Below are 21209 nucleotides of genomic sequence, written 5' to 3'. Positions count from 1 at the left end.
CCGGCGATTTCGCTTCGCCCTACGGGTCATCCGCGAGAAAGTCAACAGTTTCCGTCGATTCGCGGCGTTTGCGCCGCCGATATGGTCAATAACGGAACTGTTCCGCCAGGATACGCTCGTCCCAGCCGTGTTCGGCGTCGAACAGCAGCGTTGCGCTGACGGAGCGCGACTCCCGGATCGTGACCTTGACCACCGACTTGACCTCCGAATGGTCAGCCACCGCGTTGACCGGCCGCTTGCCCGGCTCCAGGATGTCGAAGACCACCGTCACATGGTTGGGCAGCAGGGCGCCGCGCCAGCGCCTTGGCCGGAACGGGCTGACGGGCGTCAGCGCCAGCAGCGGTGCGTCCAGCGGGATGATCGGGCCATGGGCCGACAGGTTGTAGGCCGTCGATCCGGCCGGCGTCGCCACCATCACCCCGTCGCAGATGAGTTCGTCGAGCCGCACCTTGCCATCCACCGTGATGCGGATCTTGGCCGCCTGGAAGGACTGGCGCAGCAGCGACACCTCGTTGAGCGCATTGGCGTGATGCACGGCGCCGGCATCATCCACCGCCACCATGCGCAGCGGGCGGATGGTCTCTCCCGTGGCCGAAGCGATCCGTTCGCGCAGGTCCGTTTCCCGGTATTCGTTCATCAGGAAGCCGATCGTGCCGCGGTTCATGCCGTAGATGCGCCGGCCACTGTCCATTGTCTCGTGCAGCGTCTGAAGCATGAAGCCGTCACCGCCCAGCGCAACGATGACATCGGCGCGCTCGGGGTCCTCCTGCCCGTAGAGCGCGGCAAGGCGCCGCGCGGCCTCGCGCGCTTCCGGCGTGTCGGCCGCCTGGAAGGCGAGGCTGAGCTGTTCGGCCGGCTTGTCGAGCACGGGCATGGTCCTTCGCAAGTTCAACGGACGATTGGCCTAGCACGGCCACCGGCCAAGGCCAAGGAGCCAGGGTCAGGTCCGGTTCGCAACCGCCGACGCCCGGACACGGCCGGAGAGCAGCCAAAGGCAGAACGCACTCTCCGCGACAAGCGGCACGACATAGGCCGGCTGGACATAAGGCAGAAGCTCCGGCGCGAAGAAACGGCACAGGCTGCCGGCAAGATAGACCGGCGCGGCAGAGATCAGCCCGATGCCCAGCAGCCGCGCAAACCAGCCCGAGCGGATGACAAGCAGGCCGGTCAGCACGCAATTGACGGCGAAGAAGAAGAGGCCCAGGTCGTAGCCGTGGCGATGCAGGTCGAGGAGGAACAGCATCCCGTCCGCGTCATCCGCCCGAGCGAGCAGCCATGCGCCTTGAAGGGCCAGCAGGCCGGCCGCGATGATCGCCGTCTGGATCAGTCGGAAGACCAGCGCCGCGAGCGAAAGGGCGAGGGAGACGGGCCGGAAGATCAGGAACAGCAGCACGGCGAGCAGGGCATCGCTCATCGCCATGACGAGATCCGCGGCAATCGACAGGCGGAATTGCATCCCGTGCCCGTTGATCGCGGCAAGCGTTGCCGTCGGATCGGCATGGTCGATCAGCGGCCCGCGCAGAAAAGCCTCGGCGCTGACGCCCGCCAGGATGATGAGGAGATAGGCAAGGCCGGCCAGCCGCAAGAGCCAGGCGGGGGGAGGTGCGCTTTGATGGTCCATCGGGCCATGGTTTCAGAAAAGGCGCCGCTTGTCTCCCCGCTTGCGCGCGCTGCGCGCACCGGCTTCGGTCATCGTTTGCCCAGAGGCAAGGTCGCGATGGCGCGAAGGCCCTTTGGCGTCCGGTTTTCCAGCCGAAGCGTCCCGCCATGGGCGAGCAGCAGGCTGCGCGCGATGGAAAGGCCGAGACCGGCCCCGCCGGTCTCCGCATTGCGGCTCTCCTCGCCGCGCACGAAGGGTTCGAACATGCTCTCCAGCCGTTCGCCGGGAATTCCCGGGCCCTCGTCGGCGATCGTCACCACCGCCTCGCCATCCTGTTCGCCAAGCGTGACCTCGGCCTTGCCGCCATAGCGGATGGCATTGTCGATCAGGTTGGAAAAGGCGCGGCCGAGCGCAACGGGCCTGCCGCTGACGGTGAGGCCCTTCGCCACGCCGAACGTGGCGCCACGCTCGCGGCAAAGGCGTTCCAGCAGGGCTTTCAGGTCCACGGGTTGCACCGTCTCGGCATCCTGCGTTCCCTTGGCATAGGCGATGAGGCCTTCCGCCATGACGGTCATCTCGTCCAGGGTGCGGATGATCGGCGCGGCGTCGTCCTCGTCCAGCATTTCCGCGCGGATGCGCAGGCTCGTGATCGGCGTGCGCAGGTCGTGGCCGACGGCGGCCAGCATGCGCATGCGCTCGGCATCGAATCCGGCGATGCGGGCCTGCATGTCGTTGAAAGCGGTGGCCGCCTCGCGCATCTCGCGCACGCCGTCCTCTGGCACCCGCACCGTCCGGTCGCCACGTCCGGCGGCGCGTGCCGCGTCCGCCAGGGCGGCCAGCGGACGCGTCAGGTGACGCACGAAGTAGAGCCCGACGCCCAGCACCGAAACGAGCGACAGCAGCAGGATGGTCAGCATGGCACCCGGCCGGGCCTCGCCGCGCAGGTGGCGCGGCACGAACGACAGAAGGTTGAGCCAGGCCGGTGAATCGTCAACGCCGGCACTCCGGTTGAGGGCGACGGAAATGGCGATCGTGTCCGGCCCGTCGCCGTCAGGCCCGCGCGCCTCGTCGCGCCGCAGGCGAAGGCGTGACCACCGCGAACGGTCGACGACGGCCACCGCGACCGTCCGGCCGGGCAGGGCCTGCGCGATGCGCCGCGCGATGTCCTGCGAGCGGGCATCCGTGGCCGTTGTTTCCACGATGGGACTGTCGGCGATGCGGATGCGCGAGAAACGCGTCGATGCGTCCCGCTCGATGGCCCGCCAGGCGGAAGGGTTCACCGCCTCCAGCGCGGGTACGAGCGAGGTGACCCGCTCGATCTCGCGGGCTTCGCGCGCCGCCTCGTCGAGGCGCTGGCGCTGCGATGACAGCAGGACGCCGGCCACGGCATTGGCCACGATCAGGGCGGCTGCCAGCAGGAGGGCAAAGCGCCATGTCAGGCTGTCGGGCAGCAGGCGTCGCATCGCTCAGGCCTCCGCCACGTCGGCGGCCAGCAGATAGCCGCCGCCCCATTCGGTAACCAGAAGGCGCGGAGCCTTCGCATCCGCCTCGATCTTGCGGCGCAGCCGGCTGATCGTGTTGTCGATGGCCCTGTCATAGGCCTTGGCCTCGCGTCCGGCGGTCAGGTCGAGCAGGCGCGCACGGCTCAGCACCGTGCGCGGGTTGTCGAGAAAGACCGACAACAGCCGGCTTTCGCCCGAGGTCAGGTCTACCGAACGCCCGTCCTCGTGACGAAGCACATGGGCACCCGGATCATGCTCCCAGCCGGCAAAGCGCCGCCGGCCGGATGGCAGCGACGGTTCCGGCGGCGGTACGCGGCGCAGCACGGCGCGGATGCGCGCCAGCAATTCGCGCGGGTTGAACGGCTTGACGATATAGTCGTCGGCCCCAAGCTCCAGCCCGACGATCCTGTCGGCCTCGTCGGCCATCGCTGTCAGCAGGATGACCGGCGGCCCGCCGCGCGCCGCCAGCCAGCGGCACAGGCTCAGGCCGTCCTCGCCCGGCATCATGATGTCGAGCACGACGAGGCTGATCGCCGCTTCCTCGATCGCAAGGCGCGCCTGCGCCGCGTCGGCTGCAAGGCGCGTGCGCATGCCCTGCTTGCGCAGGTACTGGCCCAGCGGTTCGCGAATGTCGCGCGCATCGTCGACGATCAGGATCTGCGGTTCCGAATTGGCGGTCACGGCCTGGGGCTCCGTCCGTTTTGGATCTGCCGCGCACAAGGGAGCCGCGCGCGGCGGTTCTTCATCTTCTAGAGCCTATTGGCCCGGCATGCGCATGCAAAGTTTGTCGCAGGATGTATCAGCCCGGCCACGCGCGACAAACGGCGACAATTCCGGCCATCGGCTGACAAACCTTTTGCGCCGCGAGCGCCTAGCTTGAACTCAAGGGACACGTCACCGGCCGCAAGGCCAGACCCCTTCAGGAAAAGCAAAGGACTTGACCATGAACCGTTCCACTCTTCTCGCCGCCGCCCTCGTCGCCATCACCGTCACCGGCACGGGTGCCGTCGTCGCCATTGCACAGGATGGCGCGCCGCAGGCCATGGGGCAGCAGATGCAGGGCATGAAAATGATGCGCGCCGGCTGGGGCGATGGTGAGCGCGGCTGGGGCCGCCACGGCGGCGAGGGCCGTCACTGGGGCAAGCACCATGGCGGGCGCCATGGCATGGGCGGGCACGGCGGAATGTTCCGCACGCTGTTCACAGAGGTCGATGCCGACAAGGACGGCAAGATCACCCAGGCCGAGATCGACACGTTCCGTGAAGCCAAGGTCGCCAGCGCCGATGCCTCGGGCGACGGATCCCTCTCCATCGAGGAATTCGACACGCTGTACCGTGAATTCACCCGCTCGCGCATGGTCGATGCCTTCCAGCGCCTCGATGACGATGGCGACGGCCAGATCACCAGGGCCGAACTGGATGCCCGACTTGCAAATGTCGTCAAGTTCATGGACCGCAACGGCGATGGCGCGCTGAGCATGGAAGACCGCGGCCGCGGCCGCCGCTGACCGGCCCGCAATGCCGGGGAACGGGCTGGCGCCGGGGCCGGTCCGTTCCCCGTTTCCCTTGAAACGTCAGCGCCGCGATTGCGGTGCGTTGAGGAGCAAGATCATGCTGTCGCGTCTGTCGCCCTGGTGGCTCTGGGCCGTCCTCACAATCCTGCCCGCCATCTGGATCGGGCAGGCCTTCACCTCCGCCAATCCCCGCATCATCCACATTCTCGTCCATCCGACCGGGGAGTTCGCCGCCCGCCTTCTGATCGTGACGCTGATGATCACGCCGCTGACCATGCTTTTCAAGGGCACCGGCCTTGCCCGCTGGCTGCGCAAGAACCGGCGCTATTTCGGCGTGGCCGCCTTCGGCTATGCCGCGCTGCACACGCTCTTCTACCTGGTGGACAAGGCCGCGTTCGCCACTGTCATCGCGGAACTGCCGCGCCTCTACATCTGGACCGGCTGGATCGCCTTCGCCATCTTCATTCCGCTGGCCGTCACCTCGTCGGACCGCTTCGTCCGCGCGATGGGACCGCGCTGGAAATCGCTTCAGCGCTGGACCTATGCCGCAGCCGTGCTGACGCTCGTTCACTGGGCAAGCCTGCACGACTGGGACCATCCGATGGCCGCCATCGTCCACTTCGCGCCTTTGGCCGCGCTCGAAGCCTGGCGCGTCTGGTCCTGGATGCGCCGCAGGTCTGAGCGTCAGGCGCTCGCCTGACCGGCCTCAGGAGGCAAGGACGTCCTTGTACCGGTCGCGCAACACGTTCTTCTGCACCTTGCCCATGGTGTTGCGCGGCAGTTCGTCGATGATGAAGATGCGCTTGGGCTGCTTGAAGCGGGCAAGTCCCGGTGCAATCGCCGCCATCAGGCCGGCTTCATCGGGCGCCGCGCCCGCCTTCGCCACGACCACCGCCACGACGCCTTCGCCGAAATCGGGATGCGGCACCCCGATCACGGCGCTTTCACTGACCCCTGGCGCCTCGTCGAGCGCCAGTTCGATCTCCTTGGGATAGATGTTGTATCCGCCCGAGATGATCAGGTCCTTGGCCCGCCCGACAATGGTGACGTAGCCGTCCGCGTCGATCAGGCCCAGATCGCCGGTGATGAAGTAACCGTCCTCGCGGAATTCCTCGGCGGTCTTTTCCGGCATGTTCCAATAGCCCTTGAAGACGTTGCGGCCCTTCACCTCCAGCACGCCGATGTCCCCGGTCTCCAGGATGCGCCCGGTCTCCGGATCGGCCACGCGCACCTCGACGCCCGGCAGCGGGAAGCCGACGGTGCCGGCCCGGCGCTCCCCTTCATAGGGGTTCGACGTGTTCATGTTGGTCTCCGTCATGCCGTAGCGTTCGAGAATGCGATGGCCGGTGCGGGCCTCGAAATCGGCATGGGTCTCGGCCAGCAGGGGCGCCGAGCCGGAAATGAAAAGCCGCATGTGCGCGGTGGAATCGCGGGTCAGGCGCGGGTCGCCCAGCAGTCGCGTGTAGAAGGTCGGCACACCCATCATCGTGGTCGAGCGGGGCAGGGCGTGGAACATCAGGTCCAGGTCCGGTCCGGGCAGGAAGATCATCGCGGCCCCGGCGAGCAGGATGACATTGGTGGCCACGAACAGGCCATGCGTATGGAAGATCGGCAGCGCGTGCAGCAGCACGTCGTCGCTGGCAAAACGCCAGTAGTCGACCAGCGATTCGGCGTTGGACAGCAGGTTGTCATGTGTCAGCATGGCGCCCTTGGAGCGGCCTGTCGTACCCGACGTGTAGAGAAACGCGGCCAGGTCGTCCGGTCCGCGCCTTGCCGGTTCGAAATGCGCCGGCGCGCCGCTCGTGGCCTGCGCCAATGTGCCCGAACCGTCGCCGTCAAGCGTCAGCAGGCCAGCCCCGGCCCCTTGCGCTATGGGGGCGAGCGCTTCCACCGCGCTGCTGTCGCAGACCAGCAGTTTTGCCCCTGCATCGGTGACGAAATAGGCCACTTCGCTGGCGGTGTAGGCGGTGTTGAGCGGCAGGAAGATCGCGCCCGCCTTGACGCAGGCGGCATACAGCGCCAGCGCCTCCGGCGACTTCTTCACCTGCACGGCGACGCGGTCGCCGGTTCGCACGCCCGCGCCGCGTAGCGCATGGGCGAAACGGGATGCCGTCTCCAGAAAGGCGCGGTAAGGGATTTCGCGGCCGTCCGGCAGGATCAGGAAGGTTCGGTCGCTGGTCTCGTGGCGGGCGAAGAGACGATCATGGAGAAGGTTTGCCATCGTGTTTTCGCTGTCCGCTCCGTCGCAAGTCAGATGTGGCACACGATAGGGTCAATCGGCCTCCGGGGGAAGCCGACAACCGCTTCCACCGCGCGGGCCACCTGCAACAGCCGGGCCTCGCCGCGCGGCGGCCCGACAAGCTGGATGCCGACCGGCATGCCCGAAGCGGTAAATCCGGCCGGAAGCACAATGGCCGGCAGGCCCGTGGCGGTCGCCAGGAAGGAAAAGCGCAGCCAGTCGACATAATCCGTCACCGGTTCGCCATCGACGAAGGCCGGGAATTCCTCTTCCACCAGACCCGGTTCCAGCCCCGTGACAGGGATGGCGAGCACATCGTAGCCTCGCAGGAATGTTCGCATCGCGTGGTAGAGCACGGTGCGCTGGCGCATCGCGTCATAGATCTGTTCCGTGGTCAGCCGGCGGCCGAATTCGGTGTTTTCCCGCAATGTCTGCTTGAAATGCGCCTGGACAGCATCCGGCAGGTAGCCGTTGACCGAGCCGTAATGCACGCCGCGCAGCGTGACATAGGTTTTATAGAGGTCCGGCAGGTCCGGACAGGCTTCCTCTACTGTCCCGCCGGCGGCAGCCACCTTCTCCATGGCCGCGCGCAGCACGCCGCGAATGTTCGCCTCGACCGGCGCGAAACCGCCCTGGTCCTCGGAGAAGGCGATGCGGACGGCGCCATCGGCCCGGTTTACCGCTTTCTGGAACGGTTCGCGCGGCGCTTCGAGCGAGATCGGCATTTCGGGAATGAAGCCGGCCATGGTGTCGAGGAACAGCGCCAGGTCGCCCACGTCGCGCGCCATCGGCCCGGAAATGCCCTCGATGGAAAAGGCGGTGGCAGCCGGTCCGCCGCCGCAGCGCCCGGGCGAGGGCCGCAGTCCGACCACGCCGCAAAAGGCCGCCGGCGTGCGCAGTGATCCGGCAAGATCGGAGCCCTGCGCCAGCCAGCATTCGCCGGTTGCCACCGAAACGGCCGCGCCGCCGGACGAGCCGCCTGCATTCTTGCGTGTGTCCCAAGGATTGCGGGTATATCCGAAGACGGCGTTGAACGTGTTGCCGCCCGCGCCGAATTCCGGCGTGTTGGTCTTGCCGATCACCACCCCGCCGCGCCGCTCGATCCGTTCGACAAGCGGGTCGTTCGCCTCAGGCACGAAATCCCTGAGCGCCACATTGCCATAGGTCGTGCGAACGCCGGAGACCATGGTCAGGTCCTTGATGGTGATGGGCAGGCCGGCCAGCCAGCCCGGTTCGTTGCCGTGCGCCCTCGCATCCGCCTCCAGGCGCCGCAGGGCGGACCGGGCCCGTTCCTCGCAGACGGTGACGGTTGCGTTGACGACGGGCTCCACCTCGGCGATCCGCGTCAGCGCGGCATCGAGCAGGTCTTCGGGCGCGATATCGCCCGATTTGAGCATTTCGACCGCCTCGCGGGCTGGCAGTGCACAAAGATCCGGCCCGGTATAGCGAGTCTCGGGTATCGTCACGTCAGTATCCTTTTCAGTTACAATAAAAGAGAGATCGAATACTTGGTCGAAAATATCCGTTGCATTAAAATTTTGCAACTTAAGATTATATTTGAAAATCAATATATAAGCAGAAAGGCTGCTTCCGGAAACGCCGCCTGGACGTTTCGAAGCGCCTTCCCGTCCGTCATTGCCGCTGACATTTGGTGTCTGCCGTAGCGTCAGCAGGCGTTGCGCATTGCCTCGAGGATCACATGCGCGGAGGCGGCGCCCGGATCGACATGACCGATGGAGCGTGCGCCGAGCTTGGCGGAACGGCCCCGCCGGCTTTCCAGCGTGGCGGTATGGTCGCGGCCGCGCCGGGCGCCCTCGACGGCTGCGTCGAGACAGGCGGCCAGTCCGGCGCCTTCCGCGAGCGCAGCCTTCGCCGCCTCGGCGGCCGGCCCCCAGGCGTCAATCATTGTCTTGTCGCCACGGACGGCGCCGCCCCGTTTCAGGATCCCGTCATGCATGCCCCCGATCCAGGCCACCATGGCGGCCGCGTCCAGGTTCAGCCGGTCGGATACCGCTTCGCCGGCAGCGCGGAAGGCGCTCGCATAAAGCGGGCCGGAAGAGGCGCCGACCGCGTCGAGAAAGGCCTTGGCCATGCGCATGCAGCTTTGCGTGACCGTCTCGTCGCCGGGCGCTTCGTCGAGCGCCTTGTTTGCCGCCGTCCAGCCGATATCCATCGTCACGCCATGATCGCCGTCGCCGATCACGCCATCCAGTTCCGAAAGCCAGTCGCGCTTGAGCGCGATGGCCTCGCCGGCTGCCTTCATCATGGACCGGAAGAGGGCAGGGCTCACGGGCCCGTCCGTCTTCAGCGCCGAGCGGTCGATAACCGTCGCGGTCTCCGCCTTGCCGCCGTGGCGGCGGGTGCGCGGGCCGGATGACGCGGCGGGCAGGCTGCCGCCGACGGTCAGCGCCGGAGTCCGGCAAGGCGTGTCCAGCAGCAGCGTCAGGTCGTCGTCGAGCTTCATCAGCGTGATCGAAGCGCCGGCCATTTCCAGCGAGGTGGCGTATTCGCCGACCCAGGAATGATGGATCGCGACACCGCGCGCGGCCAGGGTCTGCGCGACGCGCCGGTGCATGATGTAGAGTTCGAGTTGCCCGGTCGCCCCCAGGCCGTTGACGAGCACCGCCACCCGGTCGCCGCGTTTCAGGCCCATGTCGTCGAGGATCGGCGTCAGCAGTTCGTCGGTGACCGCATCGGCCGGTTCCAGCTTGCCGCGGCGGATGCCGGGTTCGCCATGCAGCCCCATGCCGATTTCCATCTCGTCGTGCCCGATCTCGAAATTCGGCTTCAGCGTCTGCGGCAGCGAGCACGCTGTCAGCGCCACGCCCATGGAGCGCGTATTGGCATTGGCATGGCGCGCCGCCGCCACGCAGCCATCGAGGTCGCGTCCCAGTTCCGCGGCCGCCCCGGCGATCTTGAAGACAAAGAAGTCGCCGGCGATGCCGCGCCGTTCGCCGGCGCGATCAGCCGGCGCGGAGGCCACGTCGTCGGTCACCTGGACGGAGCGCGCCGGGATGCCGGCGGCCTCGCATTCCTCTGCGGCCATGTCGAAATTCATGACGTCGCCGGTGTAGTTGCCGTAAAGGAAAAGCACGCCAGCGCCGCCGTCGACCGCCCGCGCGGCGTCCATGATCTGCTCGGGGCCCGGCGAAGCGAAGACATTGCCCACGGCGGCCGCATCGGCCAGGCCGCGCCCGACATATCCGGCAAAGGCCGGTTCATGGCCCGAGCCGCCGCCGATGACGATACCCACCTTGCCGTCGCGCGGCCCGTCCACGGCGACGACGGCGCGCCCGGTCGGACCGTCCACCCGCAGCATGCCGGGATGGGCCAGCACCATGCCCTCGATGGCCTCGGCGATGAGGTCTTCCGGCGCGTTGATGAGCTTCTTCGTGCGGATTCCCGTCATGATTTCCTCCTCAACGCCCGGCCAGGAATGTCTTCGCCGCGGCAACCGTCTGGTCCAGCCATGGCGTCTCGCTGGCCCGCGCGGCGGCCACATCGTTGTTCATCGGCAGCCAATGCTCAAGGATCACCGACATGTCCGGCGGACAATGGGCCAGCTGGTCGAGGATCCAAGGAACCGGCGCGCGGCCCTGGCCGAGCGGCACACCGTGAATGTGGAACCCGACCCCGTAGGCATCCGGCGTGATGACATAGTCCTTCAGGTGCAGGTTGATGGCGAAGGGCGCGAGCATGCGCACCGTGTCTTCCGGCCATTCGCCCGCGCAGATGGAATTGGCGACGTCCAGGCAGACGCCGAGCGTGTCGTCGCTGACGGTTTCGAGCAGCGCCACCATGCGCGGCGAGGGATAGTTGAAGTGGTTCTCGATGGCGATGCGGATGTCCGCCGCGCGGGCCCTGGCGAGCAGCGGGCGCAGCCGCCCGGCAAGCTCGGGCACCGGGATCTGTGCATCCGCGGCGTCGAGCGCCACCCGCAGGATCTTCGCGTTCAGGCGCTGGCCGATCTCCAGGTAATGCGAGACCTCCGCTTCCCTGAAACTCTGCGTCCCCAGTTCCAGCGCGATTCCACGCTCCCTGGCCTGCTCGCTGAGCCTCTGCTGCCCGTGGACGCTCAGATGGTGAAGCGGCATGTTGTCGGCATATTGCACGACGGAAAGGCCGTAGCCTGCCGCCACGTCCAGGATGTCGAACGGTGTCATCGGCTTGCCGGGCACCTGGTCCTTGATGCCGATCGACCAGCGATAGGCATAGCTGCCCAGTCCAAGCCTCATCCTCTCCTCCCGCGGATCGCCTGCTCCAACCGGCTGCCTTGAGCCTGGCACCGCCCTCCGGTTCCGATCCGCACGGGATAGTGAAACAGTGGCGCTGTCGGTATTTAGTTATTCTACAAAGCTTTGCACATTTACCCGTTGGAGCCGCCGTCCTGTCCCTGTTACCTCTGAAGAATGGAGGGCATGGCATGGGCGCAACCGCGATCATCGGCCTCGGGGCCATGGGCCTTGGCATGGCGAAGAACATCCTGGCGGCGGGAATCGCGCTGACGGGATACGACATCGCGCCCGCCGCGCGCGACCGGTTCGCCAGCCTTGGCGGGACGCCTGCCGAAACGGCGGCCGCAGCGGCCGAAGGCGCAAGCCTGCTTCTCGTCATGGTGGTGGATGCGGCGCAGGCGCGGTCGGTGCTGTTCGAAAGCGGCGCGGCGCGGGCGCTGGTGCCGGGCGCCACCGTGGTCCTGTCCTCCACGGTTGCGCCGTCCGATGTCCGTGCCATCGCGGCCGGGCTTGCCGGACATGGCCATCACCTGCTCGATGCGCCCGTGTCGGGCGGGCAGGTGGGGGCGGAGGCCGGAACGCTGACCGTCATGGCATCCGGGCCCGATGCGGCCTTCGAGCGGGCGCAGGCGCTGTTGTCGGCGGTCTCCAAAAAGGTTCATCGCCTGGGCAGCGAACCGGGTACCGGCGCCACCTACAAGGTGCTGCACCAGCTGGCTGCAGGCGTTCATCTTGTCGCTGCGGCCGAATACATGGCGCTCGGTGCCAGGGCGGGCTGCGATCCGCGCAAGCTGCACGAGATCGTTTCCTCCTCCGCGGGGCAAAGCTGGATGGCTGACGACCGCGTTCCGCGCATGATCGAGGAGAACCCGTCCGTCACTTCGACGGTGGATATCTTCGTCAAGGATATCGGCCTCGTCCTTCAGGCGGGCCGCGATGCCCGGGCGCCCTTGCCGCTGGCTGCTGCGGCGCACCAGATGCTGCTGGCAGCTTCCGCGCTGGGGCATGGCCGCGAGGACGACAGCGCCGTGGTCAAGGCCTACGAGGCCCTGACCGGCAAGCCCGTCCGCGAGGCGTGAGCGCGGGATCAGGCGTGCGGCGGCGCGCCGATCAGGCTCGCGCCCGTCTCCGGCCGGAACGAGCAGCCATGATCCGTCAGCACGCGCCGCGCCGCTTCCTCATGCGCGGCGGCTTCGCTGCCAAGCCAGTCCGCGAAACGGTTGACGATTCGTCGGGTGAAATGGCGCGGCGGGCAGACCAGCCAGTAGGCCGGGAAGTCGATCACCGGGAAATCCGGGCAGAAGGGCACCAGTTCACCGCGCACGAGTTCCGGCAGGCACAGCGTCACGCTGTCGAGTGCCAGCCCGCCGCCCTGCTTGGCCAGTTCGATCGACATGGAGGAGCGGTCGAAACGCAACGGGTAGTTCAGCTCCGGCACGGCAATGCCGTTCTGCGCCAGCCACAGGTCCCAGCGAAACAGTGACTTGACGCTGTCGATCAGCCGCGCGGCCCGGATCTGTTCTGAGGGGTCGGCGGAGACCGTTTTCAACCCTTCCAGATAATCCGGGCTGCACAGCGGCAGGACCAGGTCGTTCATCACCGGATGCTCTGCAAGTCCCGCCCAGCCGCCAAGCCCGTAGCGCAGGTCGAAATCCACAGCCTCCGTCTCGAAGACGGAGAAGTCCGGCGTCGCATCGATGCGGATGTTCCAGTCGGGATTGGCGGTCAGGAAGCCGTTGATGCGCGGTCCAAGCCAGCGCACGCCGAAGCTGGGACTGACCCGGATGATGAGATTGCGCGCTTCGCGCTGCCGGGCAATCGAACCGCGCGCATTGCGGATGGCGGCGAAGGCCTGCGTTGTCGTCTGGAACAGCCGGTCGCCGTCCAGTGTCAGGATGAGTTTGCGCTTCTCGCGCCGGAACAGGCGCACGCCGAACTGGCTTTCCAGGTTGCGGATCTGCTGCGAGACGGCCGAGGGCGACACGCCCAGTTCAAGCGCCGCCTTGGTGACGGAGCCGAGACGCGCCACCGCCTCGAAATACTCCGTCGCCTTGATGTTAATGTCGCGCATGGTTTGTCCGTTCAGCCTTCGCGCCCCGAACAGCCGCCTACAGTGAAACGGTCTGCCCGCGGCCTTGCGCAAGGGCCTGTTCGAGGACGAATTGCGCGGCAGCCAGATCCTGCGCGGCGATGCCGAGCGACCGATAGGCCGTGATCTCGTCCGGCGAGGACCGGCCGGGGGCCTTCCCGGCCAGCACATTGCCGATCTCGGCGCGGATCGCCTCTGCGGAAAAGCGGCCTGCCGCGATCATGTCCACGATCTCCCCGGCCTGCGCCAGCGTCGAAGGCAGGTAGTCGACCCAGATCGAAGCCCGTTCGACGAAGCGGTCGTCCACCTCGCGCATGCTCGGGATGGAGGACCCCACAACGTTGACGTGGCAACCGGGCGCCAGCCAGTCGCCCTTGAGGATCGGCACCGGCGATGCGGTCACCGTGCAGACGATGTCGGCATCGCGCACGGCAGCCTCGATATCGGTTGTCGCGGAGAACGTCATGCCGGAGTGGCGTGAGGCTGCCCACTCGCAGAAGGCCGCCGCCTTGTCCGCCGAACGCCCGGCAACGGTGACGCGGCGGATGGGCCGCACCTCCGCCATGGCGTCAAGATGGTGTTCGGCCTGCTCGCCATAGCCGATGATCGCCAGTGTCTCGCAATCCTCGCGCGCCAGCGCCCGCGTGGCGACACCGCTGGCGGCCGCTGTGCGGATCGCGGTCAGCAGGCTGGCATCCATCATGGCCGTTGCTTCGCCCGTTTCCGCCTCGAAAAGCACCATGGCGCCGCGATGGGAAGACAGGCCCTTAGCCGGATTGCCGGGAAACAGGCTGACCAGCTTGATGCCGAAACAGGCCGGATCGGAAAGTGCGCCCGGCATGATGCCCATCCGGTTCGCCCCGCCCACGGGCATGACGCTGCGCAACGGCAGTTCGGCCTGTCCCGCCGAAACCGCCGGCATGACCCCGGCGATCACCTCGATCGCATCCTTCATGGAAAGCAGGGCTTCCACATCCGCATGGCTCAGGACGATCATGCCGAGCGCTCCTTTCCTTCGCCCCAGTCGGGACCGGTCTGTTCAAGGTCCATGATCGCTTCCAGCATGGACGTGTAGTGGTCCGGCCGCGCGACATAGGGAAAATGCCCGCCATGCAGGAAACGGTAGGCCGTTCCGGGTTTGAGCCGCTCCCTGACAGCCACCCGCATCTCCGGCGGGATCAGCGGATCGTCGTCGGCCTCGACGGTGAAGATGCGGTCGCGCGCGAGCGGGACCGGCGGCAGGTCAGGGGCGGTCTTCAGCGCGTTCAGCCGGGCGCGCAATTCGCCTTCGAGAATGCGGCCGCCCGCTTCCCGCAGCAGCAGGTCGACGAGATCGCCCTGACCGGGATGCGCCTTGCGCCAGGCTTCCAGCCCGTTGCCGAAACCGGCGCGAAGGTCCGCGATGGGTGCGGCCATCAGGTCGAGCGCGTAGGGCAGGCGTTCGGTCAGCCCGGCCACCGAATGCAGCGTGTTCGCCGCGATCAGGCGTTCCACGCGCCCTGGCACCATTCCGGCCATGAATTGCGCCAGGTAGCCGCCGAGCGAACTGCCGAGCACGCTTGCCTTGTCGATGCCGAGCCGGTCGAGAAGCGCGAACAGGTCGCCGGCCCATTCGGCAATGCCGCCGCGATCCGGATAGCTGACGGCGACAATGCGCAGCCGGCCGGCAAGCGCCTCGATCTGCTGCCAGAAGATGTCGCCGCGCCCCAGCGTGCCGGGAATGAGCAGCAGGCAAGGTCCGCTGCCAATGTCACGGTAACCCCAGTCGCGCCCGTCGAACACGGCGCGCTGTTCGGGATGGGCGAGCGCGAAGGCGTCGCGCGCGGCAATCAGGGCATTGGTCATGACAGCGGATCCGGCACGGCGGGCCAATAGTCGCGCGCCCGCTTGGTATAGGGGATGTTGGCGTAGTCCGGCGTGATGGCACCCGGCGTTGCGACGGGGATGACCCGCGCGGCGATCGGGTTGAAGCCGGCTTGATAGTGATTGGACGATTTCACGCAGACATAGCGCTGCTTCGACAGGTCGATGCCCAGTTGCTCGAAGGCTTCCGGGTGGAAGGTCTGGCCGCGCACGTCATTGATGACGATGTCGATGCCGTCGGCCTCGATCCACACCGCTTCGCCCATGGGCGCGGGCAGGGTGCCGAAGCGCTGCGTCAGGCCGGAGGCGCATTTGCGCACCGTGACCGTCAGGTCGAGCGGGTCGCCGGACATCGGGCCGCATTTCCCGCCGAGCCTGAGGGGGAGCGTGGCACCTTCGCCGGCCTCGCGGCAGATGCGCACCGCTACCGGGTCCCAAAAGAGACCTGTGGCGACCGATTTCATGCCGCGTTCGATCATGGCGCGCAACAGGAAGGTCGCGTCGGACGGCGCGCCGCCGCCGGCATTGTCGGACACGTCGGCAAGCACGACCGGGCCGTTTGCCTCGGCTTGCGCCATGTCCAGCGCCCGGTCGATATCGGCCATGTCGGGCAGAAGCTGGTGGCGGATGGCGTAAAGCGACCGGCCAAGCTCCTCGGCAACGCTTGCCGCGCGGTCCTCGTCGCCGTCCACGATCGCGAAGGCGCGCGTGCCGGTGCGCGGATGGTCGCCCCAGGGAAAACCGTGCGCGATGGAAAGCGACAGGATGCCGTCCTTGCCCTCGCGCGCCGCCATGGCGTCAACGAAAGCGCGCATCGGCCCGGAGGGCGTCGGCATGGCGAGGATCATGCGGCAATCGAAATCGCGCATGACCGGGCGGATCCTGCCGGCGGCCGTGTCGGCGGCCAGCCGGAACAGGTCTTCGGCGCGTTCCGGAATGTCGATATGCGGATATTCCTTGAAGGCGACCAGCAGCGTGGCCTGCGTGAGCATGGTTTCGGTCAGGTGGCAGTGCGGGTCGAGCAGGCCACCGATCACCGCCTCCGGCGCGGCGGCCCTGCAATGGGCGATCAGGTCGCCCTCGCAATCGTCGTAGCCGTCCGCGATCATGGCCCCGTGCAGGGCCAGCAGCACGATGTCTGCCCCGCCGCAGCGCTTCAGGTCCGACACGATCTCGTCGCGGAAATCCTCGTAGACCTTGCGCACCGTCGGTCCGGCCGGCTGCGCATGGGCGGAGAGGGATTCCACCACCTCCCAGCCTTTCGCTTCCGCCGCCGCGCGCCAGAAATGCAGCGGCGCGGTGAAATAATCCTTCGGATGGGCGGTCGCGTCGCCATGACGGATGCCCGCTTCGTCAAAGCTCAGATAGCCGGTCGGCAGCGGCGAGAACGAATTGGTCTCGGTGCTCAGCCCCGCGATGAAGACCTTCATTGTGCTTGCTTTCCCTCTGTCGGTATGGCGCCGGGCGCAGGCTCTCCGGCGAGGCCCGCCGCCGAAATGGCCAGCAGGTGTATGAGAATGATGGCGAAGGCGACCGGAACGGCGGCCGTGAACCAGATCATGGAAATGTCGAGCATCTCGCCCTGCCGCCCGAGGCTGCGGCCCAGGAAGCCGCGCGCCATGTTCATGCCCGGCGCGAAGAGCGAGAACCAGAGCACGGGCACAGCGAACAGCACCACGCCTGCCGCGCGCACCAGTGTCAGCGCCGCGCCCGCCCGCCCGCCGATGGCAAGCATGGCGGGAAACAGCACCGGGTTGGCGCCGGCGCGAAAGGCACAGGAGGCGCCCAGCATGCCGGCCCACACCATGGCGCGGCGCGCCAGTTCCTCCGTCCAGATGGGCGGCGAGGCGAAGATGTAGCGCGCCACGGTCTGCCACAGCGCCGCGCCCAGCATCACGAAGAGCGCGGCCACCGCCAGCACCATGGCGACGCGGTCGATCCCGGCCGACAGGCGGCCGAGACCCTTGGCAAGGCGATGCATCGCCGTCACTCGCCCTTGGCCTTGCGCCACTCGGCAAGCTGTTCGGCGGTGATCAGCCCGCTGTCATAGGTGGCTTCGGAGGCCTTGCGGAATTCCGCGCGCGCCTCGTCCGACAGGTTCACGACCGATACGCCCGCCGCCTTCAGCTTTTCGATCACGCCGGCCTGGGTGCCGAGCCAGTCGCGGTTGGCCTTGTTGGCCGCGGCGATGGCATCGTCCACGGTCTTGCGGTCGGCGTCCGACAGGCCCTCGTACCATTGTTCCGAAATGATCGTGATGCGCAGCGAAGGCGCCACGGCGGCATCGGTGAAGTGCTTGATGAAGTCGGTATGGCCGAACAGGAGCGGCACGAAGGCCGGGTTGAGGTATCCGTCGGCGACGCCCGTCTGCAACGCGTTTGGCACTTCCGCCCAGCTGACGATGGTGCCCGACGCGCCCCACGTCTTGTAGAGCTCGATCTGGCTCTCATCCAGCGCGCGCATCCGCAGGCCTTCCATGTCAGCCAGCGAGTTCACGTCGCGCTTGGTGTTGAAGATGCCCGTGGCCGGACCGACCGTGGTGACCGCCGCAACGCGCACGCCGCCGGGCGTGGTGCCCTCGTTGATGCGCGCCAGCATGCCGCCATCATAGAGCGCGCGGTCCACCTCTTCCATGTCGGCGAAGAAATAGGGCAGGCGCAGCCCGTAGATCAGCTTGTCCAGCGAGCCCACGATGTTGAGCGGCGCCATGGCCACCTCGACGAGGCCCTGGCTGACCTGGTCGAACACCTCCGCGTCGCTGCCCAGCGCGCCGCGCTGGAATTCCTCGGCCTTCATGCCGTTGGCATTGAGGTGCTCGGTGAAGGCATGCGCCCAGACATAGCTGCCGGAGCCTTCCAGGTCCGGCGGGCTGTCGAGCGAAACCTTGACCTGTGCCACGGCGCCCGAGGCCATGGCCATCGCCGCTGCGAATGCGGCCAGAAATGCAAAACGTTTCATTGCGCGTCTCCCTGTTTTCCTTGATTGACCCGATGCTTGCGAAGTGGCGTGGTTCATCCTCCCCCCGCCAGTCCGAATGCGCGCGGCAGCGCCAGGCTGATCTGCGGAAAGGCGACCAGCAGCGCCAGCACGAAAACCTCCACCAGAACGAACGGCATGACCGCCCGAGCCAGCCGCCAGTAATTCACGCCCGTCACCGTGGTCACCATCAGCAGGCAGCCGCCCAGTGGCGGCGAGACCAGCCCGATGCACAGGTTGAAGCAGAGCACGATGCCAAGGTGAACGGGATCGGCGCCCTGCGCAAGCGCGGTGGGTGCAAGCAGCGGCACCAGCAGCGCAAGGGCCACGGGAATGTCCAGGAACATGCCTGCGATGAGGAAAAGCACGTTGAGTACGATCAGATAGCCGACCGGCCCGAGCCCCATGGCTTCCACCATGGCCGAAATGGCTTCCGGCACCCGCTCCAGCGCGCTGAGATGGCCCAGCGCCGACACGGCCGCGATCAGCAGGAAGATCGCGCCCGACAGCATGGCGGTGCGCCGGAACGCCTGCCACACCGCATCCATCCCCATGCGCTCGTAGTGATAGCCGCCGGCCCAGGCGACGGCGACGGCAACCGCCGCGGCTTCCGTCGGCGTCATCAGGCCGAACACGATGCCGCCCAGGATGATGGCCGGCACGAGGAGCGCGGGAATCGCGTGGATGAAGGCCGGCAGGAAGGGCGGCACGTCGCCCGCTTCCAGCCGCGGATGGTGGTAAAGGCGGGCATAGATGGCATTGGCAGCCATCAGCGATGCCGCCAGCAACAGGCCGGGCACGATGCCCGCGATGAACAGCGCCGTGACCGATGTGCTCATCAGCGCGCCGTAGAAGATAAGGATGATCGATGGCGGGATGATCGGCCCGATGATCGAGGAGGCCGCGGTGATGGCGCTGGCATATTCCAGGTCATAGCCACGCTCGCGCATGGCGGGCACCAGCGTGTTGGAGACGGCCGCGGAATCGGCCACCGCCGAGCCCGAAATGCCGGCGAAGAAGACGCTGGTCATGATGTTGACGTGCCCGAGGCCGCCGCGCAGCCGCCCGACCATGGCCATGGCGAGGTCGATCAGCACCCGCGTGATGCCGCCCCGGTTCATCAGTTCGCCGGCCAGGATGAAAAGCGGCATCGCCATCAGCGCGAAGACGTCGATCTTGGAGAAGATCTGCTGCGGCAGGATGGCGAGATAGCGGGTGTTGTCGGTCGCGATGAAGGCAAGGACGGCGGCCGCGCCGATGACATAGGCAATGGCAAGGCCGGAGGCCAGCAGGACGATCCCGACGGCCAGCACAGCCCAGATCATCGCCCGATCCCCGCCCGTGCCGGGCTGAGCGCTTCGGCGGTCACCCCTTCGGCCGCGATATCCTCGGGCAGCGGCTGTTTCAGCACAAGCGCCGCCGCCGCGCGCGCCGCTGCCGGTGCGCTCTGGATGCCGTAGCCGCCCTGTCCGGCCAGCCAGAAGAAGCCTTCCGCGTCAGGCGCGAAGCCGATCACCGGGCACTTGTCGGCGACGAAGGAACGCAGGCCCGCCCACTTGTGCGCTATGCGCCGCACCGGAATGTCGAAAGCCGTCTCGATCCGGTCCACGCAGATCGCGATGTCGAGTTCTTCCGGCTGCGCGTCGCAGGGTGGGGAGGGCGTCTCGTCGGCCGGCGACATGAGCAGCAGGCCGGCATCCGGCTTGATGTAGAAGCCTTCCTCGGCATCGACCACCATCGGCCACAGGTTCGGCCGGTCCGGCTCGTGCCCGGCAGGCGGTTCGATGAGCAGGGCCGTGCGCCGCTTCGGCACCAGGCCCACCGGCGCAACTCCGGCCATGGCGGCAATCTCGTCAGCCCAGGCGCCAGCCGCGTTGACCACCGTGGGTGCGTGGAATCGCTCGCCGCCGGCCTCGACGGTCCAGCCGCCATCCTCGCCGGCAATCGCGGCTACCTCGGCATTCGTGCGCAATGTGCCGCCAGCGGCCTGGAACGTCTTGAGATAGTGCTGGTGCAACGCATCGACATCGATGTCGGCGGCGCTGGCGTCGATCAGCGCGCCGGCCAGATAGTCCGGGCGGATCAGCGGCATCATGGAAAGCGCTGCCTCCCGCGTCAGGGGGCGCACGGCATCGCCGAGTTCCTCCGCTAGGTCTTCCAGCACCGCCAGTTGCCCGTCATGGGCGGCGAAGATCACGCCGCGTTCCTTGAGGAGCGGTTGCGCGATGAAGCGGCTTTGGGGATTGCGGAAGAAGCCGTGCGAAGCGCGAGAAAGCGCCCGGATCACCGGAGGACCGTAGGCAATGGTGAAGAGCGCGGCGGAACGCCCGGTCGTGTGATAGCCGGGCCGGTCCTCGCGTTCCAGCAACAGCACGCGCGCCTGGCTGGCCAGTTCGGCTGCCACCGAAGCGCCGGCGATCCCCGCGCCGATGACGATGATGTCGTGGTTTTCCGGCTGATGCGTCATGCTTTCCTCTCTCCGGGAAGAACGCTAACACCGATTTTCCGATTGGAAAAGTGGATTTTCCAAAAGGAAAAACGGTTTGCCGGACGGTACCCGGCGGACTAGGATCACGCCCGCTTTGCAGGGATGGACAATGAGCGAAAACGGGAAAACAGACAGCCAGCGGATCGCCTTCGGCCAACAGATCCGCAGGCTGAGGCGGGAGAAGGGCTGGACGCTGGCGCAGGTGGCCGAGCGCTCCGGCCTCGCGGTGTCCACCATATCGAAGGCCGAACGCGGCGTGATCGCGCTGACCTATGACCGGCTGTCACAACTGGCCCACGGCCTCGAAACGGACATGGCGGCATTCTTCGCCGCCGGGGGGCGGCGCTTCGAGCCGGGCGGCTTCGCCGTGGCGCGCAAGGGCGAGTTCAGCCGCCAGGAAACGCGGAACTACGTCTACGAAATGCTGTTTCCGGAAGTCTGGGACAAGGCGATGACCCCGATGATGGGCACGCTGAAGGCCCATGACATCAAGGACTTCGAAGAGTTCGTTCGCCATTCGGGCCAGGAGTTCCTGCTGGTGCTAGAAGGCGCCGTGACCGTGCATCTCGAAGGGCGCGACCCGGTTGTGCTGAATGAGGGCGATTCCATCTATTTCGACAGCGCGCGCGGCCACCTCTATGCCTCCGAGGACGAGCGCGACGCGCGCATCCTGGTGGTTTGCGTCGCGCCCTGAGGGCGCAGTT

20 protein-coding genes are annotated in these 21209 nt (G+C 67.2%); 4 read left to right on the top strand and 16 right to left on the bottom strand.

The window, feature by feature from the left end:
• Positions 1-85: 85 nt before the first annotated feature.
• From ACLB6G_RS06160 to ACLB6G_RS06145, 4 genes are all read right to left on the bottom strand, one after another.
• Positions 86-874: an NAD kinase gene (locus ACLB6G_RS06160; RefSeq protein WP_410355895.1), complete on the bottom strand. Its 789-nt coding sequence runs from the start codon at positions 872-874 to the stop codon at positions 86-88.
• A 66-nt stretch (positions 875-940) separates the two neighbouring features.
• On the bottom strand, positions 941-1621 hold the full coding sequence (locus ACLB6G_RS06155; RefSeq protein ID WP_410355269.1) for a DUF4386 domain-containing protein: 681 nt from the start codon (positions 1619-1621) through the stop codon (positions 941-943).
• Between the two features lie 68 nt (positions 1622-1689).
• Positions 1690-3063, bottom strand: a complete 1374-nt coding sequence (locus ACLB6G_RS06150; RefSeq protein ID WP_410355268.1) for an ATP-binding protein — start codon at positions 3061-3063, stop codon at positions 1690-1692.
• A 3-nt stretch (positions 3064-3066) separates the two neighbouring features.
• Complete coding sequence (locus ACLB6G_RS06145) at positions 3067-3783, bottom strand: response regulator (protein WP_410355267.1); 717 nt, start codon at positions 3781-3783, stop codon at positions 3067-3069.
• Positions 3784-4045: 262 nt separating this feature from the next.
• Here ACLB6G_RS06145 and ACLB6G_RS06140 point away from each other — a divergent pair, with 262 nt between their 5' ends.
• Complete coding sequence (locus ACLB6G_RS06140) at positions 4046-4609, top strand: EF-hand domain-containing protein (RefSeq protein WP_410355266.1); 564 nt, start codon at positions 4046-4048, stop codon at positions 4607-4609.
• 103 nt (positions 4610-4712) lie between these two features.
• Positions 4713-5315 carry a protein-methionine-sulfoxide reductase heme-binding subunit MsrQ gene (locus ACLB6G_RS06135; RefSeq protein ID WP_410355265.1) on the top strand — a complete coding sequence of 201 codons (603 nt, stop codon included), beginning with the start codon at positions 4713-4715 and terminating at the stop codon, positions 5313-5315.
• A gap of 6 nt (positions 5316-5321) precedes the next feature.
• Here the strand turns inward: ACLB6G_RS06135 and ACLB6G_RS06130 are convergent, their stop codons facing one another.
• The 4 genes from ACLB6G_RS06130 to ACLB6G_RS06115 all read right to left on the bottom strand — a co-directional run bounded on the left by ACLB6G_RS06130 (position 5322) and on the right by ACLB6G_RS06115 (position 11089).
• Positions 5322-6836 carry a malonate--CoA ligase gene (locus tag ACLB6G_RS06130; RefSeq protein WP_410355264.1) on the bottom strand — a complete coding sequence of 505 codons (1515 nt, stop codon included), beginning with the start codon at positions 6834-6836 and terminating at the stop codon, positions 5322-5324.
• A 29-nt stretch (positions 6837-6865) separates the two neighbouring features.
• Positions 6866-8320, bottom strand: coding sequence for an amidase (locus ACLB6G_RS06125; RefSeq protein WP_410355263.1), 1455 nt, complete (start codon positions 8318-8320; stop codon positions 6866-6868).
• Between the two features lie 200 nt (positions 8321-8520).
• Entirely contained in the window at positions 8521-10263 is a 1743-nt protein-coding gene (gene dhaL, locus ACLB6G_RS06120; protein ID WP_410355262.1) for a dihydroxyacetone kinase subunit DhaL, read from the bottom strand.
• 10 nt (positions 10264-10273) lie between these two features.
• Positions 10274-11089, bottom strand: coding sequence for a sugar phosphate isomerase/epimerase family protein (locus tag ACLB6G_RS06115; protein ID WP_410355261.1), 816 nt, complete (start codon positions 11087-11089; stop codon positions 10274-10276).
• A gap of 188 nt (positions 11090-11277) precedes the next feature.
• On the opposite strand from ACLB6G_RS06115, the gene ACLB6G_RS06110 reads away from it, so the two are divergent.
• Positions 11278-12168 (top strand): NAD(P)-dependent oxidoreductase, encoded by an 891-nt coding sequence (locus ACLB6G_RS06110; RefSeq protein ID WP_410355260.1) that lies wholly within the window; start codon positions 11278-11280, stop codon positions 12166-12168.
• 8 nt (positions 12169-12176) lie between these two features.
• Here the strand turns inward: ACLB6G_RS06110 and ACLB6G_RS06105 are convergent, their stop codons facing one another.
• The 8 genes from ACLB6G_RS06105 to ACLB6G_RS06070 are packed head-to-tail and all read right to left on the bottom strand — an operon-like array spanning position 12177 to position 20484.
• Positions 12177-13160, bottom strand: a complete 984-nt coding sequence (locus ACLB6G_RS06105; RefSeq protein WP_410355259.1) for a LysR family transcriptional regulator — start codon at positions 13158-13160, stop codon at positions 12177-12179.
• Between the two features lie 37 nt (positions 13161-13197).
• A complete protein-coding gene (locus ACLB6G_RS06100) occupies positions 13198-14175 on the bottom strand; it encodes an ornithine cyclodeaminase family protein (RefSeq protein ID WP_410355258.1) in 978 nt (325 codons plus the stop codon).
• Positions 14172-15023 (bottom strand): alpha/beta fold hydrolase, encoded by an 852-nt coding sequence (locus ACLB6G_RS06095; RefSeq protein ID WP_410355257.1) that lies wholly within the window; start codon positions 15021-15023, stop codon positions 14172-14174. The genes ACLB6G_RS06100 and ACLB6G_RS06095 overlap by 4 nt, the downstream gene beginning before the upstream one ends.
• Positions 15020-16471: a M81 family metallopeptidase gene (locus ACLB6G_RS06090; protein WP_410355256.1), complete on the bottom strand. Its 1452-nt coding sequence runs from the start codon at positions 16469-16471 to the stop codon at positions 15020-15022. The genes ACLB6G_RS06095 and ACLB6G_RS06090 overlap by 4 nt, the downstream gene beginning before the upstream one ends.
• Complete coding sequence (locus tag ACLB6G_RS06085) at positions 16468-17022, bottom strand: TRAP transporter small permease (RefSeq protein WP_410355894.1); 555 nt, start codon at positions 17020-17022, stop codon at positions 16468-16470. Before ACLB6G_RS06085 ends, ACLB6G_RS06090 begins: the two co-directional genes overlap by 4 nt.
• A gap of 5 nt (positions 17023-17027) precedes the next feature.
• Positions 17028-17999, bottom strand: coding sequence for a TRAP transporter substrate-binding protein (locus ACLB6G_RS06080; RefSeq protein ID WP_410355255.1), 972 nt, complete (start codon positions 17997-17999; stop codon positions 17028-17030).
• Between the two features lie 53 nt (positions 18000-18052).
• Positions 18053-19342, bottom strand: a complete 1290-nt coding sequence (locus ACLB6G_RS06075) for a TRAP transporter large permease (RefSeq protein ID WP_410355254.1) — start codon at positions 19340-19342, stop codon at positions 18053-18055.
• Positions 19339-20484: an NAD(P)/FAD-dependent oxidoreductase gene (locus tag ACLB6G_RS06070; RefSeq protein ID WP_410355253.1), complete on the bottom strand. Its 1146-nt coding sequence runs from the start codon at positions 20482-20484 to the stop codon at positions 19339-19341. The genes ACLB6G_RS06075 and ACLB6G_RS06070 overlap by 4 nt, the downstream gene beginning before the upstream one ends.
• A 130-nt stretch (positions 20485-20614) precedes the next feature.
• Here ACLB6G_RS06070 and ACLB6G_RS06065 point away from each other — a divergent pair, with 130 nt between their 5' ends.
• Positions 20615-21199, top strand: coding sequence for a helix-turn-helix domain-containing protein (locus ACLB6G_RS06065; protein ID WP_410355252.1), 585 nt, complete (start codon positions 20615-20617; stop codon positions 21197-21199).
• Positions 21200-21209 lie beyond the last annotated feature (10 nt).

It is taken from the genome of Zhengella sedimenti (assembly GCF_046506625.1).
GTDB lineage: Bacteria > Pseudomonadota > Alphaproteobacteria > Rhizobiales > Rhizobiaceae > Zhengella > Zhengella sedimenti.
This window is presented reverse-complemented; position numbering and strand designations above follow the sequence as displayed.

Coding starts and splice junctions, on each gene's coding strand:
- ACLB6G_RS06070 (WP_410355253.1), bottom strand. CDS start 20,484: ATGACGCATCAGCCGGAAAACCACGACATCATCGTCATCGGCGCGGGG.
- dhaL (WP_410355262.1), bottom strand. CDS start 10,263: ATGACGGGAATCCGCACGAAGAAGCTCATCAACGCGCCGGAAGACCTC.
- ACLB6G_RS06105 (WP_410355259.1), bottom strand. CDS start 13,160: ATGCGCGACATTAACATCAAGGCGACGGAGTATTTCGAGGCGGTGGCG.
- ACLB6G_RS06130 (WP_410355264.1), bottom strand. CDS start 6,836: ATGGCAAACCTTCTCCATGATCGTCTCTTCGCCCGCCACGAGACCAGC.
- ACLB6G_RS06115 (WP_410355261.1), bottom strand. CDS start 11,089: ATGAGGCTTGGACTGGGCAGCTATGCCTATCGCTGGTCGATCGGCATC.
- ACLB6G_RS06110 (WP_410355260.1), top strand. CDS start 11,278: ATGGGCGCAACCGCGATCATCGGCCTCGGGGCCATGGGCCTTGGCATG.
- ACLB6G_RS06155 (WP_410355269.1), bottom strand. CDS start 1,621: ATGGACCATCAAAGCGCACCTCCCCCCGCCTGGCTCTTGCGGCTGGCC.
- ACLB6G_RS06090 (WP_410355256.1), bottom strand. CDS start 16,471: ATGAAGGTCTTCATCGCGGGGCTGAGCACCGAGACCAATTCGTTCTCG.
- ACLB6G_RS06085 (WP_410355894.1), bottom strand. CDS start 17,022: ATGCATCGCCTTGCCAAGGGTCTCGGCCGCCTGTCGGCCGGGATCGAC.
- ACLB6G_RS06065 (WP_410355252.1), top strand. CDS start 20,615: ATGAGCGAAAACGGGAAAACAGACAGCCAGCGGATCGCCTTCGGCCAA.
- ACLB6G_RS06075 (WP_410355254.1), bottom strand. CDS start 19,342: ATGATCTGGGCTGTGCTGGCCGTCGGGATCGTCCTGCTGGCCTCCGGC.
- ACLB6G_RS06150 (WP_410355268.1), bottom strand. CDS start 3,063: ATGCGACGCCTGCTGCCCGACAGCCTGACATGGCGCTTTGCCCTCCTG.
- ACLB6G_RS06135 (WP_410355265.1), top strand. CDS start 4,713: ATGCTGTCGCGTCTGTCGCCCTGGTGGCTCTGGGCCGTCCTCACAATC.
- ACLB6G_RS06140 (WP_410355266.1), top strand. CDS start 4,046: ATGAACCGTTCCACTCTTCTCGCCGCCGCCCTCGTCGCCATCACCGTC.
- ACLB6G_RS06080 (WP_410355255.1), bottom strand. CDS start 17,999: ATGAAACGTTTTGCATTTCTGGCCGCATTCGCAGCGGCGATGGCCATG.
- ACLB6G_RS06160 (WP_410355895.1), bottom strand. CDS start 874: ATGCCCGTGCTCGACAAGCCGGCCGAACAGCTCAGCCTCGCCTTCCAG.
- ACLB6G_RS06100 (WP_410355258.1), bottom strand. CDS start 14,175: ATGATCGTCCTGAGCCATGCGGATGTGGAAGCCCTGCTTTCCATGAAG.
- ACLB6G_RS06095 (WP_410355257.1), bottom strand. CDS start 15,023: ATGACCAATGCCCTGATTGCCGCGCGCGACGCCTTCGCGCTCGCCCAT.